Genomic DNA, 15,037 nt, shown 5'->3' on the forward strand with positions numbered 1-15,037 from the left:
GGGTCATTTGGTTTCCAAAAAAGAAATAATCTTTTCAAAACTATGTTTCATTTAAACGATGGACATAATATTTCAAAAACATCACACAATAAAATATGTTTCCACATTTGAAGGTGATGTTATTTTGAATGGATGTGAACAACTTTATACAAGAAGTGTTTTGAGTTCATCCATTCAGGGAAATCACCCTGTAAATAAGCCTTATAAAGAAATGATTTAGTTGTTTTGATACTGGATTTGTCCTTTTCGTATGCCAAGTCGCATACTTTTTTTCTTTTAACTCTTGAATAGCTAGTTAAAAAACTGTTATAGTGAGATTGTTTGTCTGACGTCTGACAAATTAAGTTCTTTGGTTGTTCTGCAAATTTTTAGATGGAACATTATGTTTAAAAGAATATTTGTTGTCTTGGATTCAAACGGCCTAAATTATACTTATGGAGGAATTTATGAAATACTTAATATCCCTTTGTGGATTGCTACTTGTTTTTGGTTTAGCTCTGTTAATGAGTAAAAACAAAAAAGAAATAAAATATAAATATATATTGATTATGTTAATCATTCAATTTATATTAGCGGCTTTACTTCTAAATACAACGATTGGTTATGTTCTAATCAAAGGAATAACAAATGTATTTGATCATTTATTATCCTACGCAAATACAGGTATATCATTTGTTTTTGGTGGTTTAGCGAATGAAGGAGAATCCCCATTTTTCTTAGGTGTTTTATTACCAATTGTCTTTATCTCTGTGCTAATTGGGATTTTACAGCATTTCAAAATCCTTCCTTTCCTCATGAGATGGATCGGTTATTTTTTAAGTAAAGTAAGTGGCATGGGAAAATTGGAGTCCTATAATGCTGTTGCTTCTGCAATGGTAGGTCAATCTGAAGTATTCATTACAGTCAAAAAACAACTAGACAAGGTCACTCCTCAGCGTATGTATACATTATGTGCATCCGCGATGTCGACCGTCTCTATGTCAGTTGTTGGCGCGTACATGACGATGATTGAACCAAAGTATGTCGTAACGGCGATTGTTCTAAACTTATTTGGTGGTTTTATAATTGTTTCCATCATTAATCCGTATACGGTAAAAGAAGAGGAAGATATCTTAACCATTGAAGATGAGCAGAAGCAAGCTTTCTTCCAAATGCTTGGTGAATATATTATGGATGGCTTTAAGGTGGCCATCATTGTTGGAGCAATGCTAATTGGTTTCGTAGCATTAATGGATTTAATCAATTCATTGTTTGATATGATTATCGGTGTTTCTTTCCAAGAAATATTAGGCTATATTTTTGCACCAATAGCTTTCTTAATGGGTATCCCATGGGCAGACGCTGTTTCAGCTGGTGGAATAATGGCCACTAAATTAGTAACGAATGAATTTGTTGCTATGATCAACCTTGGAGAAATTGAGAACACAATGAGTGAACGTACGTTAGGTATTATTTCTGTATTCCTAGTATCCTTTGCTAACTTTTCATCCATTGGTATTATTTCTGGGGCAGTCAAAGGGTTAAATGAAAGACAAGGAAATGTTGTTGCACGTTTCGGCTTAAAGTTGCTTTATGGAGCGACACTGGTAAGTATTTTAACGGCAATAATTGTTGGCTTGATTATTTAAATTGAATATGGGATTATTCTTAAAACTGCACTCGATGGTTGGGTGCAGTTTTTTTGTATTGTAACTTCCTATCATCTCACTTTGGCAAGACAAAATAGATATGTGGAAACGAGTATGCATTTAATTGTAATTTTATGACAAAGGAAATTTACTTGTAGTATAAGTAAAGGTATGGGCACACGTGAACTGGAATAGCATAAAAAAGAACACTCATTTGTTTTAACTATTAAACAAATGAGTGTTCTTTCAGCTTTTCAACGTTCTGAATAATAGTTTAAAGAGGTTCTGCTCTTGAATGGGATCTATCCATTCCTTCACTTCAAAAAATTTAACAATATTATTTAATGAAAAAGCGCAGAATACAATAGTACTAAAAAACTAAGTAGAGTGAAACTAAATAGAATTATTAGAGGTAATTTCTCTTTCCGTTCTTTGATTTGATTCATTCTAAGAAATAGTACAATACAAAGGGCGAGTGAAATACCAAAAAGAATAATAGGAACTATAGATAACAAAACTATTCTCCTTTTCTAATAATTAACATTGAGAACCTATCCAGAAAGGATCTGGATTTACTGTACCTGTCCATTTAATCCATAATCCACATTCCTTAACGCTTGATAGGTTTAAGGCGGTTGCCCCAATATCAATTAATCCTACTGCTATAATAGTAGCTAATCCAAGAGGAGGAGCAATAAAGGCAGCGATAGCAGCTCCAAGTGTAGCTATTCCCGCTCCAATTTGAATATAAGTTATTATCGTGGAAGCTTGACAGCTATTAAAGTAAGTATAGAATCCAACTGAAGTCTTTTCATACTTACTTTTACCGTTACATGCAGCTAATGGCTGTACAGAATTCATTAATTCTATGTCCTTTGAAGTAGACTCAATTAAGTCTTCAGATACATTTTCTTTTCTAGCTGACTCTTCATCGAAATAAAAACTATTTTCATCATATATTACAAATGGCTGTATAGCCAATGTATCCTTTATTATTTGATTATGTTCATTTACTTTTGATATTGCAAGCTTGATATCAGAATCTGTTGCACCTTGTTTTTTTGCTAAATTAATATCAATAGCAATATAGTCTCCATCAAAACCTATTGTTTTATCAAACTCATTATCTAATTCTAATACACTTGTAAGAATAGTTGATAAATTGTCTTTTTTTTCACCTTCTATTTGTGCCGCAGTTGCTGGAAACTGTGCTGTTATTGAAAACATTAAAATCATTGCAACGATTCCTGTAATAATTTTTTTCATTTTCAACCCATCCTTTTAATAATATGATTCCCAACACTTTGTGACAACCAATATCAAAAATAAACTATATTATTTCCATTTAGATACCCTCCTTCTAGTATATTAATACTTATAATATCACAAAAATACACTAAAAAATACAAATATTTCTAATTATATACTAAATAACCAATTATAAATAGATGGTTTCGACGTAGTGACCCCTAAAGCTGCTTGTAATTTCTAGGTTCTCGTGTTAAACGGGATCTTTGTCCCAACCAGCTTGAAACATGTTTATACAAGTAAGGGGAGAACAGTTTTGCAGCCGGGATCGAGTCCAATGGGCGCTACATTCTACCCCGACTAACGTTATAATAAGACCTATAACAAAAAGGCCAACAAGAAAAATCTGGATAACCTTATATTACGATCGGGTGCGATTGTTGAACTACATATAGCAAACTTTTTTAAAAGATAAAATCCATTTTAATCAATCTTTTTCACAATGGATTTTTTAATTTGCCGTAAAGTGCTGCTTTGTTCGATATTTTTAATAAAATTCTATATACAACCAACATTTCAGGTAATATATTAAAATAGTATTATCTAGATTTTAATTTTAAAATACAAAAAGTGTTAAAAGAATTCCGTTTAATCATTGTATCTAAGGAGGTTTTTAAAAATGAGAAGAAATAGTGAATGTGCCGAACCTGAAGATTTTTTAGTATTTCGTTATACTAATTTAAAAAGGACAAAACATATTAGTGATATAAAATATGTTTTGTCCTTTGATTTATTTAACTTTTTTAATTTAGGTTTTGATAACTAAGTTTTAGTAATGCACATTTGAAATTATGTCTCTTTATTTAACGACAATATTGACAAGTTTGCCTGGAATAACGATAACTTTTACTAAGTTCTTTCCAGCCATATATTCTTGTACTTTTTCATCTGCAAGCGCTATTTTTTCAATGTCTTCTTTTGAAGCATCTTTAGCTACGACGATTTTTGCACGAACTTTACCAGCAACTTGCACCGCTACTTCCACTTCATCATCTACAAGTTTTGACTCATCGTATGTTGGCCATTGCTCATACGAAAGTGTTCCTTCATGACCTAATAGCTTCCAAAGCTCTTCTGCGATATGAGGAGCCATTGGTGCCAACATTTTAACAAAGCCTTCCGCATAAGCTGTTGGGATTACTTCAGCTTTATAGCAATCGTTGATAAATACCATCATTTGTGAAATAGCAGTATTAAAGCGGATACCTTCATAATCCTCTGTCACTTTTTTCACTGTTTGGTGGTATGATTTTTCTAATGTTGTATCATTAGACACTTGAATTTTCGCTGAAATCGTTCCATCCTCTTCATTGACAAGTAGACGCCAAATACGATCTAAGAAGCGACGTGCCCCATCTAAACCATTTGTAGACCAAGCTACAGAAGCCTCAAGTGGCCCCATGAACATTTCATAAAGACGTAATGTATCTGCACCATGTGACTCAATGATTTCGTCTGGGTTCACAACATTCCCTTTAGATTTAGACATTTTTTCATTACCTTCACCAAGAATCATACCTTGGTTAAATAATTTCTGGAATGGCTCTCTCGTATGAACAACGCCTAAATCATATAACACTTTATGCCAGAAACGTGCGTATAGTAAATGCAATACAGCATGCTCTGCTCCACCAATATAAATATCAACTGGTAACCAGCGTTTTAGTAATTCAGAGTCCGCAATTGCTTCTGTATTAGTAGGATCGATATAGCGTAAGAAGTACCAGCTAGATCCTGCCCATTGCGGCATTGTATTTGTTTCACGGCGTCCTTTTTTACCTGTCTCGGGATCTACAACATTGACCCATTCTGCAATGTTGGCTAATGGTGATTCACCAGTGCCTGAAGGACGGATATTATCTGTTTTCGGTAGCATTAACGGTAATTCCGATTCTGGAACTGCTGTTATCGTACCATCTTCCCAATGGATCATTGGAATAGGCTCTCCCCAGTAACGCTGACGAGAGAATAGCCAGTCGCGCAGACGATAAGATATCTTCTTCTCTCCAACGCCTTTTTGCTCTAACCATTCAATAGCTTTAGCAATACCCTCTACTTTATTTAAGCCATTTAGGAAATCAGAGTTAATATGTTGCCCATCACCTGTAAATGCTTCTTTACTAATGTCCCCACCTTCAAGAACAGGAACGATGTCTAAGTTGAATGCTGATGCGAATTCATAGTCACGCTCATCATGTGCAGGAACCGCCATAATAGCACCTGTTCCATAAGACACTAATACATAGTCTGCAATCCAAATTGGCACTTTCTTACCGTTAATCGGATTTACTGCATAGGCACCTGTAAATACGCCAGTTTTTTCTTTTGCTAAATCTGTACGCTCTAAATCAGACTTCATTTTAACTTTTTCTAAATAAGTTTCAACCGCTTGACGCTGATCAGCTGTCGTTATTTGTTCCACTAATTTATGCTCAGGTGCAAGTACACAATATGTAGCGCCAAATAATGTATCAGGGCGAGTTGTGAACACAGTAAAGTTCTCATCAGTCCCATCGATACCAAATGTTACTTCTGCTCCTTCTGAACGTCCAATCCAGTTACGCTGCATATCTTTAATAGATTCTGGCCAATCAACTTCCTCTAAGTCATCAATTAAACGATCTGCATAGGCAGTAATTTTAAGCATCCATTGCTTCATTGGTCGACGTTCTACTGGATGCCCACCACGCTCTGATTTGCCATCAATTACTTCTTCATTCGCCAATACCGTACCAAGCGCTGGACACCAGTTAACAGCTACTTCATCCACATAAGCTAAACCTTTGTTATAAAGCTGAATAAAAATCCATTGTGTCCATTTATAATACTCTGGATCAGTCGTGTTAATTTCACGATCCCAATCATAGCTGAAACCTAGCTCTTGAATTTGACGTTTAAATGTTGCAATATTTTTCGCTGTAAATTCTGCCGGATCATTGCCCGTATCAAGTGCATATTGCTCCGCTGGTAAACCAAACGCATCCCAGCCCATTGGGTGTAATACATTATAGCCTTGCATACGTTTAAAGCGTGATAGAATATCTGTCGCCGTATATCCTTCTGGATGTCCTACGTGTAGTCCAGCGCCAGATGGATATGGGAACATATCTAATGCAAAGAATTTAGGCTTTTCTGTTTCATTTTCAGTTTTGAATGTTTTGTTATCAGCCCAATATTGCTGCCACTTTTTTTCAATTTGTTGATGATTAAAACTCATTTTTTTTCCTCCTTCAATGAATCTTGCTGCTCTTCATTATAATTGACAAAATATTTAAAAAATAAAAAAACTCGCCCCTTCCTTATAGAAGGGACGAGAGAATTTGCACTCCCGCGGTACCACCCAAATTAGTGATTACACTCGGCTCAAGCTTCCTTAACGCGGAAGAAACGACACGCGCTATTTCACGCGGGCAGACTCAGTAGGCGAGTTCGATTTGCTTTCCTACTAGCTTTCACCAGCCGCTAGCTCTCTAAAAAGACCCACAAATCTACTATTCCTCATCACAGTCTTTACATGATATTGCATTTATTCTAATGGAAAGTATTGAAAAGCACAAGCCTTTGTTTACAGCTTACCCATTACTGAACAATTAATTCCTTTTCTTCCTTATATTTAGAGAATTCTTTGCATTCATGAAAAGCAAAATGCTGACATCCAATACATCGATGTCTGTCCAAATAGTTGAAGGCTTTTGTAATCGCTTCTCCTGTATGCTGATAAAAATGATGGGCTCCTATTTTATCGTAAAGGCCATTTTGCTGAAGGGCTATCTTTAAGTCATCCTGTACCCCTGTTACTAGAATGTTGCCACCTTGTGCTGTAAAATTGTCAATGATATTGCTAAAATATGCTTCACCCGTAGAGTCCATAAAGGGCACTTTCCCCATGCGTAATATCAAAACTCTAGATTGTTGTTGTAAAGTGCTTGCTATCGTTTGTTCAAATCTTTGTGCTGCACCAAAGAACAGTGGACCTTCAATGGTATACAAGCTTATTTGTGGACAATCATGCTGTTGATGAACGACATGAGGCTGTACCTTCTCGCCTTTATTCGAATGGTCTGGTAATACCTTTGTCACAACAAGCTTTTCACTCATTCGTTTTGCAAACAATAGCACGGCTAACACAAGCCCTACTTCTACCGCTAATGTAAGGCTAGTAAATACGGTTAATAAAAAGGTAATGAACAAAACGAGCGAATCACCAGATTTCAATTTTATAATATGAGCAAAATGCTTACGTTCACTCATATTCCAGGCAACTACCATTAATACGGGTGCCATACTTGCTAAAGGTATATGGGAAGCATATGGTGCTAATAACAATAAGGTGATTAATACAAACACACCATGGATGATACCCGACATTGGGGATACTGCCCCTGTTTTAATGTTAGTTGCAGTACGAGCTATCGCTCCTGTCGCAGGTATTCCTCCAAACATCGGTGTTACGATATTGGCAATCCCTTGACCGATTAGCTCTCGATTACTATTATGCTTGCTATTTGTCATCCCGTCTGCCACGACTGCAGATAACAACGACTCGATACCTCCAAGCATCGCGATGACAAATGCAGGTCCAATAAGCTGTTGTAGGCGCTCGATTGTAATAGTAGGTATTGCGAAATTGGGTAATGTATTAGGTATTTGACCATAGGCTGTGGCAATCGTAGCCACTTGTCCTGAAAAAAAGAAAGTCGCCACAAGAGTGGAGACTACAATCCCCACTAATGCCCCGGGAACCTTTGGAAACAATTTAGGTGTCATCATTATTGTTATGAAACAAATGACTGCTGTTAAAATACTAAAAATATTAGTAGTCCCAATTTGCTTTCCTATCTCTTGAATATTCGCTATAAAATACTCATGTCTTGTCATATTGGTTAGTCCTAAAAAATTGGCGATTTGACCTGTAAAAATAATTACTGCTATACCTGCTGTAAAACCAATTGTTACAGGACGGGGAATAAATTTTATTAAGGTCCCTAGCTTAAAAACGCCCATTAAGCAAAGCAATACCCCCGCCATTAAACCTGCCAGTAATAAATCCTCATAGCCATACGTTAGGACAATTCCTAAAAGAATCGGCACAAAAGCCCCTGTAGGTCCTCCAATTTGATATTTTGATCCACCAAAAATGGAAATCAAAACACCTGCAATACAAGCCGTATAAATGCCATATTCAGGCTTTACACCTGATGCAATAGCAAAGGACATAGCAAGTGGAATAGCAACGATTCCAACAATGATTCCGGACAATAAATCCTTTTTAGCATGATGGACTGAATACCCTTCAAAACGTCCTGTAAACAGTGACCTCATAGATAAATCTTCCCTTCCCAATAATAAGCAAAGCATAACTTTTCCACATTATGGAGGTTACTTATTTTCTTCGTCACTATCATTACTTGTCATTTCCTCTAATCTTGAAATGGTATGAACTAAATGGTTATTAAAAATATCCTTGGCCACACCAAGTAATTCACCAATCATCGGATCGCTTAAAGAATAGTAAACTTTCTTGCCTTCTTTCACTCCATAAACGATATTTTTAGCACGTAATACACTTAGCTGCTGAGAAACAGCGGAGCCCTCTTTCTCTAAGCAATCTTGAATCTCATTGACACTCTTCTGACCTTCTACAAGAAGTTCCAGTATTCTAATACGTAATGGATGTGCTAACGCTTTAAAAAAATCTGCCTTAAACTGCTGCAATCCTTCTTCCATAAAATAAATCCCCCCATACAACTACATATTCAAATATTTGAATATGTATGATTGTAAGCCTATATTAATAATTTTTCAATATCCACTATGAAAAAAAGAGCAAACCAAGTGTGTAACACTCGATTCGCTCTTTGCATTTATTCACTATGAATCTACTACTATGTTGTTCTTCTTGAGAGGGTAATCATAAATAAGACATGGTATAATCGCGAACAGCACAATGACTACTAAAGTTAAAACAAGAGGAATCATGCCATATTGATCCACCATAATTCCACCAAATAAAGGACCAATCATACGTCCACCAGTCGCAGCACTGTTAATAATACCTTGATAGAAGCCTTGTCGACCTTTTGGCGCAAGTTGATTTGCAATAGTTGGTAATGCTGGTGTATAAAACATTTCTCCGAAAGTTAAGACAAGCATGGCTACACCAAACATTTTAAAATCACTCGCAAACGCGATAATACCGAAGGATATAGCGATTAAGATGACACCAAAAACCAATTGACGTTTTAACTGATGCTCCCAACGTTTGATAAGCGGTGCAATGAGCGGCTGCCCGATCACAATTAGCAGACCGTTAATCGTCCATAGTAAACTATACTGCTTTAACCCTAAACCTAAATCTTGCGTATAGGATGAAATTGTTGCACTCCATTGCGAATAGGCTAGCCAACATAAAACGGAGGATGAACTAATAATTAATAAGGCATAGAATGGTGCCTTGTTAATGATTCGCTTACTTTCACCAACCACATTCTTCGGTGCAATACTCCCTACCTCTAAACGTTTAAATGTCAGCAAAGCAATAATAAAGAATAAAATATACATCCCTAAATTGACCTTAAACACGTAGTCAAATTGATAATCGGCCACCACACCTGCAAGTGCAGGACCTACAGCTACGCCGACATTTTGAGCCAAATAGATGGCATTAAAGGCCTTTCGCCCCCCCTCTGGCCAGGCAGCTCCAGCCAATGCGAACATACTAGGAAAAACAATACCCCCACTAAAGCCTAATATCGTTAAAAACCATACATAATGCGGCCACCCGTGCCAAAGCGTTAAACCTATTAATGAAGCAATTGTTAAAAGGATTCCAAGCATGATGGCTTTATAGCCACCTATTCTATCAAATAGGTAACCACCTAATAGATTGCCTAAAACACCTGCAGCAGAATTTAGCATCAGCACAAAGCCAGCCATCGCCAGCGTTTTCCCTAAATAATCATGCATATATATGGCATTTAAAGGCCATAAAAATGAGTTGCCTGTTGTGTTCACAAGCATTCCGATAATTAAAAACCAAACACGTTTTGGCATTTGATGTCCTCCATTATTTCGCGTCTCTAAATAGCTAGTTTATGCTGAAATACTTAAAAGTACAAGGAAAATAATTTTACCCTTTTTACAATTTATTAATGGCTATAAATAGCTATAAATCACTAGATCCAAGCGAAAATTGGAGCAACATCTTTCATGATATATCCTTACCCCATGACGGAACGAGATGCTCATGATAAAATAAGGCGTTAGAGGAGTGAAATAAATGACAGAAATAAATTTTCCTTTTCCTTCTGAAGGGAAAAGATACTATACATGGAACCGCTATTTACGCGATCACTTTGGTCACAAAGTATTTAAAGTAGCATTAGATGCTGGCTTTGATTGTCCAAACCGTGATGGTACGGTTGCCTTTGGCGGCTGTACATTTTGCAGCGCTGCAGGCTCAGGTGATTTTGCAGGCAACAAGGTTGATCCAATTGAAGTTCAATTTGCTGAAATTCGGGACAAAATGCACCAAAAATGGAAAGATGGCAAATATATGGCTTATTTTCAGGCCTATACGAATACACATGCCCCGCTCCCGGTGTTAAAGGAAAAATTCGAAGCTGCTTTGGCGCAGGAAGGTGTTATAGGTCTTTCTATTGCTACTCGACCCGATTGTTTACCAGATGATGTTGTAGAATATTTAGCAGAATTAAACGAGCGTACGTATTTATGGATTGAGCTTGGTCTTCAAACCGTTCATGAAAAAACTGCCAATCTTATTAATCGCGCACATGATTATGCAACCTATGTGGAGGGCGTAGAAAAACTTCGGAAGCATGGTATTCGTGTTTGCTCACATATTATAAATGGTCTACCGCTTGAAGATTATGACATGATGATGGAAACTGCACGAGCAGTGGCAAAGCTAGATGTCCAAGGTATTAAAATCCACTTACTTCATTTATTAAAAGGGACACCAATGGTGAAGCAATATGAAAAAGGGATGCTTGAGTTTTTAGATCAGGATGTTTATACAAAACTAGTCGCTGATCAGCTAGAAATTTTACCACCTGATATGGTCATTCATCGCATTACAGGTGATGGACCTATAGATTTAATGATTGGTCCAATGTGGAGCGTTAATAAATGGGAAGTATTAAATGGCATTGATGCCGAATTGGAGCGCCGTGGTAGTTGGCAGGGGAAATTTTATAAGGCTGAGGTTGCTAAATGAAATTACAACGAGTTTTACAATATGCTCAACAGCTATTAAAAGATAGTGTGGAAGAAGGAGATACAGTTGTTGATGCCACTGCCGGCAATGGCCACGATACGTTGTTTTTAGCTCAGCAAGTTGGGGATGAAGGACAAGTTTATGCTTTTGATGTTCAAAAAGAAGCAGTCGACACAACACTACATCGTCTACTAGACCATGGTTTAGAACATCGCGCCCTTGTTTTAAATAAAGGGCATGAAGAAGTAGCCAATTTCGTACACAAGCCAGTAGCCGCAGCCATCTTTAATCTCGGCTATTTGCCGGGTGGCAATCATGATATTATTACCAAGCCTAGTACAACGATTCAAGCTATTGAAGACTTGCTTAAGCTTTTAAAGGTTGGCGGTTTAATCATCCTTGTTATTTATCACGGTCACCCTGGTGGCAAGGAAGAGCGAGATACTGTAATAGACTTTGTCAGCCAACTTCCACAAAAATATGTCCATGTCTTAAAATACGAATTTCTCAATCAGCAAAATGACCCTCCATTCGTCATTGCATTAGAGAAAATGAAGGATTATCCAAATATATAGACAATTTAAAAGGCTAACTAATAGTATCGTAGGAACTATTAGTTAGCCTTTCTCTTTACCTATTTATTTTTACGTTTCTCATTATAGTCTACCCAGAAATCTGCGCCTTTAATGCCTAGTTTACGAGGATCAAAGACAGGGTCTTTTCCTTCTTTTTTCTGTTTCTCGTAATCTTTTAAAGCAACGATGGCCGGTTTCATAATAATTAAAATGGCTAGAACGTTAATCCATACCATCAGACCAAGGCCTACATCCCCCATAGCCCAAGCAAGTCCAGACGTACGGATTGTGCCATAGAAAGCTGCAATTAAAATCGCTATTTTCGCAATCCAGATGAAGACCTTCTCGGTACTACCTCTAAATAAATACGCCACATTTGTTTCAGCGATATAGTAATACGCCATAATCGTTGTAAAGGCAAAGAAGAATAGTGCGATAGCTACAAATGGTGCACCAAGTCCAGGTAAGGATGATTCAACTGCATATTGCGTATACGCAGCACCTTCCTGAATACTCTTAGCAAATGTCATTTGCTCATCACCCGTTAAGCCGCCTTTATTGAATTCCCCAACATGGATAAATGGATCTGCTCCTTCGGCTGCCTTTTCATCTTGTACATTATACATACCCGTAAATAAAATCATAAAGGCTGTAGCTGAACAAATTAATAAGGTATCAATGTATACAGACGCTGCTTGGACAATCCCTTGTTTAGCAGGGTGGGATACTTCTGCTGCGGCAGCAGGATGCGCCCCAGTCCCTTGACCAGCCTCATTTGAATAGATTCCTCGTTTCACACCCCAAGCAATTGCGGAGCCAATAATACCTCCAAATATTTCTTGTGCTCCAAATGCACTTGAGAAAATTAAAGCGAAGACAGATGGTACCTCTGAAATATTCATAGCGATAATAATAATAGCCATAATAATATAGGCTATTGCCATGAACGGTACAATTACCTGTGCAGCGTTGGCAATCGATTTAACGCCCCCAATAATGATAGCACCAAGTAAAACGACAATAATTAGTCCTGTAATCCAAGTTTCAATACCGAAAGCGTTTTCAACAGCTCCTGCAATGGCATTCGATTGCACACCTGGCATAAGTATTAACATAGCAATTAAAGCAGCAATAGCGAAAATCACTGCAAACCATTTTTGACCCATTCCTTTTTCTATGTAATAGGCCGGTCCACCACGATATTCAGTATCTTTCTCTTCTTTATAGATTTGTGCTAATGTTGACTCTACATATGCGGTTGCCGCACCAATAAAAGCAATTGCCCACATCCAAAAGACAGCACCAGGTCCACCCATCCCAATAGCTGTTGCAGTACCAGCAATATTCCCTGTACCTACACGACCCGATAGTGCGATAGACATTGCTTGGAAGGAGGAAATCCCTTTTTCTGATTTCTCCCCCTTAAACATTAACACAAACATATCTTTAATAAGTCTTACTTGCAGGAATCTTGTAATGACTGAGAAAAAAAGCCCAATCAACAAGATACCATAGATAAACCAAGGTCCCCATAATATGTCATTCAATTTGCCAACAACTACATCCATCTTACCCCTCCAATTTGAATTACCTTACTTTAAGTCACTATATTATTACACTTTTCAGAAAATTACAATATTATATTCAAGTAACAATATTTAAGTAAGGATCCTATTATTTGGAAGGTGTCAAACCTATTTTATTATATATCCAATCCGTCTAAGAGCATTATTGATAAAATCTCGAATATACATAAAAATCTCTTCACGCTCTACTTCATGAAATAAATTATGATAACAATTTGCCCATTCTTTAAATTGAAACTCGGTTAGCTCTTGTTGATGAAGCCAATTGCGCATTTGTCGAGTTTCCGTTATTTTATCTTTTTCAGCTGTCATAATTAACATAGGCATATTAGGAAATTCATGCTTAGGTAGCATAACTAAATTTTTCATCATCTGTTGAAGCTCCCGATACCATTTTACTGAAACAACAGACATAAATGGGATATCATCCTTCATTTCCTCTCTACCCTCAACACTGCGCGTTAATGTCTCAAATGTCAGCTCATGCGTCAATTTAACATTTGCTGTTAAAGCACTCAAGCTCGTTAAAGCATTTGATAATTTACCTGGTAAAAGCTTCAAATGTAGCCAGGGTGATGTCAAAATAATACCAGCACATTCATACTTTTTCTTTTGCATGGTATGAAGAACTAAAGTAGCGCCTAGTCCATGCCCAATTACAAAGGTTGGTAAATTATATGAAAAGGCATTCTCAATGAGATTTCTTGTATATTTATTGTACAATTTGAAGTCCTCATCATGGACACGCGCAAATCTTGCATTGATGCCATGATTCGGTAGATCCCCCATGACTATGTGGAAGCCTTCCATTCTTAATTTTTCTATAAGCCATGCATACCAACGGTGGTTTTCATAAGCACCATGAAGAATAGCAATCACAGCCTTTGCTTGTCCATCAGCTTCCCATTTCCACATTCACATAGTCCTCCTAAAAAATAATTACAATTTGATTATATCGAAATAACAGCACATTTTAATTTTATATTTCCTTAAAGTTGCGTATTTGATACGATAATACTATATCTACAGAAAGAAAAGAGGCGATTCTCATGATTTATCCATTTAAAGATAAAACACCAAAGATCGATCCATCTGTTTTTATTGCCGATTACGCAACTGTTACTGGAGACGTAACAATTGGAGCTGAAACAACTATTTGGTTTAATACCGTAATTCGTGGCGATGTTTCACCAACCATTATTGGTGAACGGGTAAGTATCCAAGATCTTTGCTGCTTACATCAAAGTCCTAAGTTTCCACTCATTATTGAAGATGAGGTCACAGTAGGACACCAAGTAACTTTACATAGCTGTACCATTCGAAAAAATGCCTTAATCGGTATGGGCTCCATTATTTTAGACGGGGCAGAGATTGGAGAGGGTGCATTTATTGGAGCCGGAAGTCTCGTGCCTCCTGGTAAAGTTATACCTCCAAATAGCTTAGCATTAGGTCGTCCAGCGAAAGTTGTCCGAGAATTAAACGCTGAGGATAAAAAGGATATGGAGCGTATCGTACGTGAATACGTAGAAAAAGGTCAGTATTATAAATCTCTACAAAAATAAAAGCTTATAAAGAATTTATTCATTATAAAAAATCCCTCGCTTTCCATGACCATTGTTCAAGGATACAGGCGAGGCATTTTTGCAAAAAAACAAAAGGGGCAGAAAAGCCCCTTTTGTTCATCATACATTAGAATAATTTTCT

The 15,037-nt window shown here is 36.9% G+C and carries 12 protein-coding genes and 1 other annotated feature; of the genes, 5 read left to right on the forward strand and 7 right to left on the reverse strand.

What is annotated here, in order from left to right; all coding sequences use genetic code 11:
• Positions 1 to 446: 446 nt before the first annotated feature.
• Entirely contained in the window at positions 447 to 1,628 is a 1,182-nt protein-coding gene (locus AC07YC_RS11550) for a NupC/NupG family nucleoside CNT transporter (protein WP_036119714.1), read from the forward strand.
• Between the two features lie 537 nt (positions 1,629 to 2,165).
• Here the strand turns inward: AC07YC_RS11550 and AC07YC_RS11555 are convergent.
• Positions 2,166 to 2,894 carry a hypothetical protein gene (locus AC07YC_RS11555; RefSeq protein ID WP_391538288.1) on the reverse strand — a complete coding sequence of 243 codons (729 nt, stop codon included), beginning with the start codon at positions 2,892 to 2,894 and terminating at the stop codon, positions 2,166 to 2,168.
• A 661-nt stretch (positions 2,895 to 3,555) separates the two neighbouring features.
• Between AC07YC_RS11555 and AC07YC_RS11560 the strand changes: the two genes are divergently transcribed.
• Positions 3,556 to 3,702, forward strand: coding sequence for a hypothetical protein (locus tag AC07YC_RS11560; RefSeq protein ID WP_494919426.1), 147 nt, complete (start codon positions 3,556 to 3,558; stop codon positions 3,700 to 3,702).
• Between the two features lie 33 nt (positions 3,703 to 3,735).
• Here AC07YC_RS11560 and leuS read toward each other — a convergent pair whose 3' ends face one another.
• The 4 genes from leuS to AC07YC_RS11580 all read right to left on the reverse strand — a co-directional run bounded on the left by leuS (position 3,736) and on the right by AC07YC_RS11580 (position 9,989).
• Positions 3,736 to 6,153 carry a leucine--tRNA ligase gene (leuS, locus tag AC07YC_RS11565; RefSeq protein WP_494919427.1) on the reverse strand — a complete coding sequence of 806 codons (2,418 nt, stop codon included), beginning with the start codon at positions 6,151 to 6,153 and terminating at the stop codon, positions 3,736 to 3,738.
• 86 nt (positions 6,154 to 6,239) lie between these two features.
• Positions 6,240 to 6,450: a binding site (T-box leader), on the reverse strand.
• Between the two features lie 65 nt (positions 6,451 to 6,515).
• Positions 6,516 to 8,258, reverse strand: coding sequence for a SulP family inorganic anion transporter (locus tag AC07YC_RS11570; RefSeq protein WP_494919428.1), 1,743 nt, complete (start codon positions 8,256 to 8,258; stop codon positions 6,516 to 6,518).
• A 57-nt stretch (positions 8,259 to 8,315) separates the two neighbouring features.
• Positions 8,316 to 8,663, reverse strand: a complete 348-nt coding sequence (locus AC07YC_RS11575; protein ID WP_008176651.1) for an ArsR/SmtB family transcription factor — start codon at positions 8,661 to 8,663, stop codon at positions 8,316 to 8,318.
• Between the two features lie 144 nt (positions 8,664 to 8,807).
• Positions 8,808 to 9,989 (reverse strand): MDR family MFS transporter, encoded by a 1,182-nt coding sequence (locus AC07YC_RS11580; protein ID WP_008176650.1) that lies wholly within the window; start codon positions 9,987 to 9,989, stop codon positions 8,808 to 8,810.
• 226 nt (positions 9,990 to 10,215) lie between these two features.
• On the opposite strand from AC07YC_RS11580, the gene mnmL reads away from it, so the two are divergent.
• Positions 10,216 to 11,172: a tRNA modification radical SAM protein MnmL/YtqA gene (gene mnmL, locus AC07YC_RS11585; protein WP_036220958.1), complete on the forward strand. Its 957-nt coding sequence runs from the start codon at positions 10,216 to 10,218 to the stop codon at positions 11,170 to 11,172.
• Entirely contained in the window at positions 11,169 to 11,747 is a 579-nt protein-coding gene (gene mnmM / locus AC07YC_RS11590; RefSeq protein WP_336635320.1) for a tRNA 5-(aminomethyl)-2-thiouridylate-methyltransferase MnmM, read from the forward strand. Before mnmL ends, mnmM begins: the two co-directional genes overlap by 4 nt.
• Positions 11,748 to 11,806: 59 nt before the next feature.
• Here the strand turns inward: mnmM and AC07YC_RS11595 are convergent, their stop codons facing one another.
• Both AC07YC_RS11595 and AC07YC_RS11600 read right to left on the reverse strand, forming a co-directional pair.
• Entirely contained in the window at positions 11,807 to 13,315 is a 1,509-nt protein-coding gene (locus AC07YC_RS11595) for an alanine/glycine:cation symporter family protein (RefSeq protein ID WP_336635319.1), read from the reverse strand.
• 126 nt (positions 13,316 to 13,441) lie between these two features.
• Complete coding sequence (locus AC07YC_RS11600) at positions 13,442 to 14,248, reverse strand: alpha/beta hydrolase (RefSeq protein ID WP_249659245.1); 807 nt, start codon at positions 14,246 to 14,248, stop codon at positions 13,442 to 13,444.
• 134 nt (positions 14,249 to 14,382) lie between these two features.
• Here AC07YC_RS11600 and AC07YC_RS11605 point away from each other — a divergent pair, with 134 nt between their 5' ends.
• The gene (locus AC07YC_RS11605; protein ID WP_494919431.1) at positions 14,383 to 14,895 is read left to right on the forward strand and encodes a gamma carbonic anhydrase; all 513 of its coding nucleotides are present in this window, start codon (positions 14,383 to 14,385) and stop codon (positions 14,893 to 14,895) included.
• Positions 14,896 to 15,037: the final 142 nt, after the last annotated feature.

The sequence above is a fragment of the Lysinibacillus sp. GW247-5R2A genome, from assembly GCF_059424475.1.

Coding starts and splice junctions, on each gene's coding strand:
- mnmM (WP_336635320.1), top strand. CDS start 11,169: ATGAAATTACAACGAGTTTTACAATATGCTCAACAGCTATTAAAAGAT.
- AC07YC_RS11555 (WP_391538288.1), bottom strand. CDS start 2,894: ATGAAAAAAATTATTACAGGAATCGTTGCAATGATTTTAATGTTTTCA.
- AC07YC_RS11560 (WP_494919426.1), top strand. CDS start 3,556: ATGAGAAGAAATAGTGAATGTGCCGAACCTGAAGATTTTTTAGTATTT.
- AC07YC_RS11570 (WP_494919428.1), bottom strand. CDS start 8,258: ATGAGGTCACTGTTTACAGGACGTTTTGAAGGGTATTCAGTCCATCAT.
- leuS (WP_494919427.1), bottom strand. CDS start 6,153: ATGAGTTTTAATCATCAACAAATTGAAAAAAAGTGGCAGCAATATTGG.
- AC07YC_RS11575 (WP_008176651.1), bottom strand. CDS start 8,663: ATGGAAGAAGGATTGCAGCAGTTTAAGGCAGATTTTTTTAAAGCGTTA.
- AC07YC_RS11600 (WP_249659245.1), bottom strand. CDS start 14,248: ATGTGGAAATGGGAAGCTGATGGACAAGCAAAGGCTGTGATTGCTATT.
- mnmL (WP_036220958.1), top strand. CDS start 10,216: ATGACAGAAATAAATTTTCCTTTTCCTTCTGAAGGGAAAAGATACTAT.
- AC07YC_RS11605 (WP_494919431.1), top strand. CDS start 14,383: ATGATTTATCCATTTAAAGATAAAACACCAAAGATCGATCCATCTGTT.
- AC07YC_RS11550 (WP_036119714.1), top strand. CDS start 447: ATGAAATACTTAATATCCCTTTGTGGATTGCTACTTGTTTTTGGTTTA.
- AC07YC_RS11595 (WP_336635319.1), bottom strand. CDS start 13,315: ATGGATGTAGTTGTTGGCAAATTGAATGACATATTATGGGGACCTTGG.
- AC07YC_RS11580 (WP_008176650.1), bottom strand. CDS start 9,989: ATGCCAAAACGTGTTTGGTTTTTAATTATCGGAATGCTTGTGAACACA.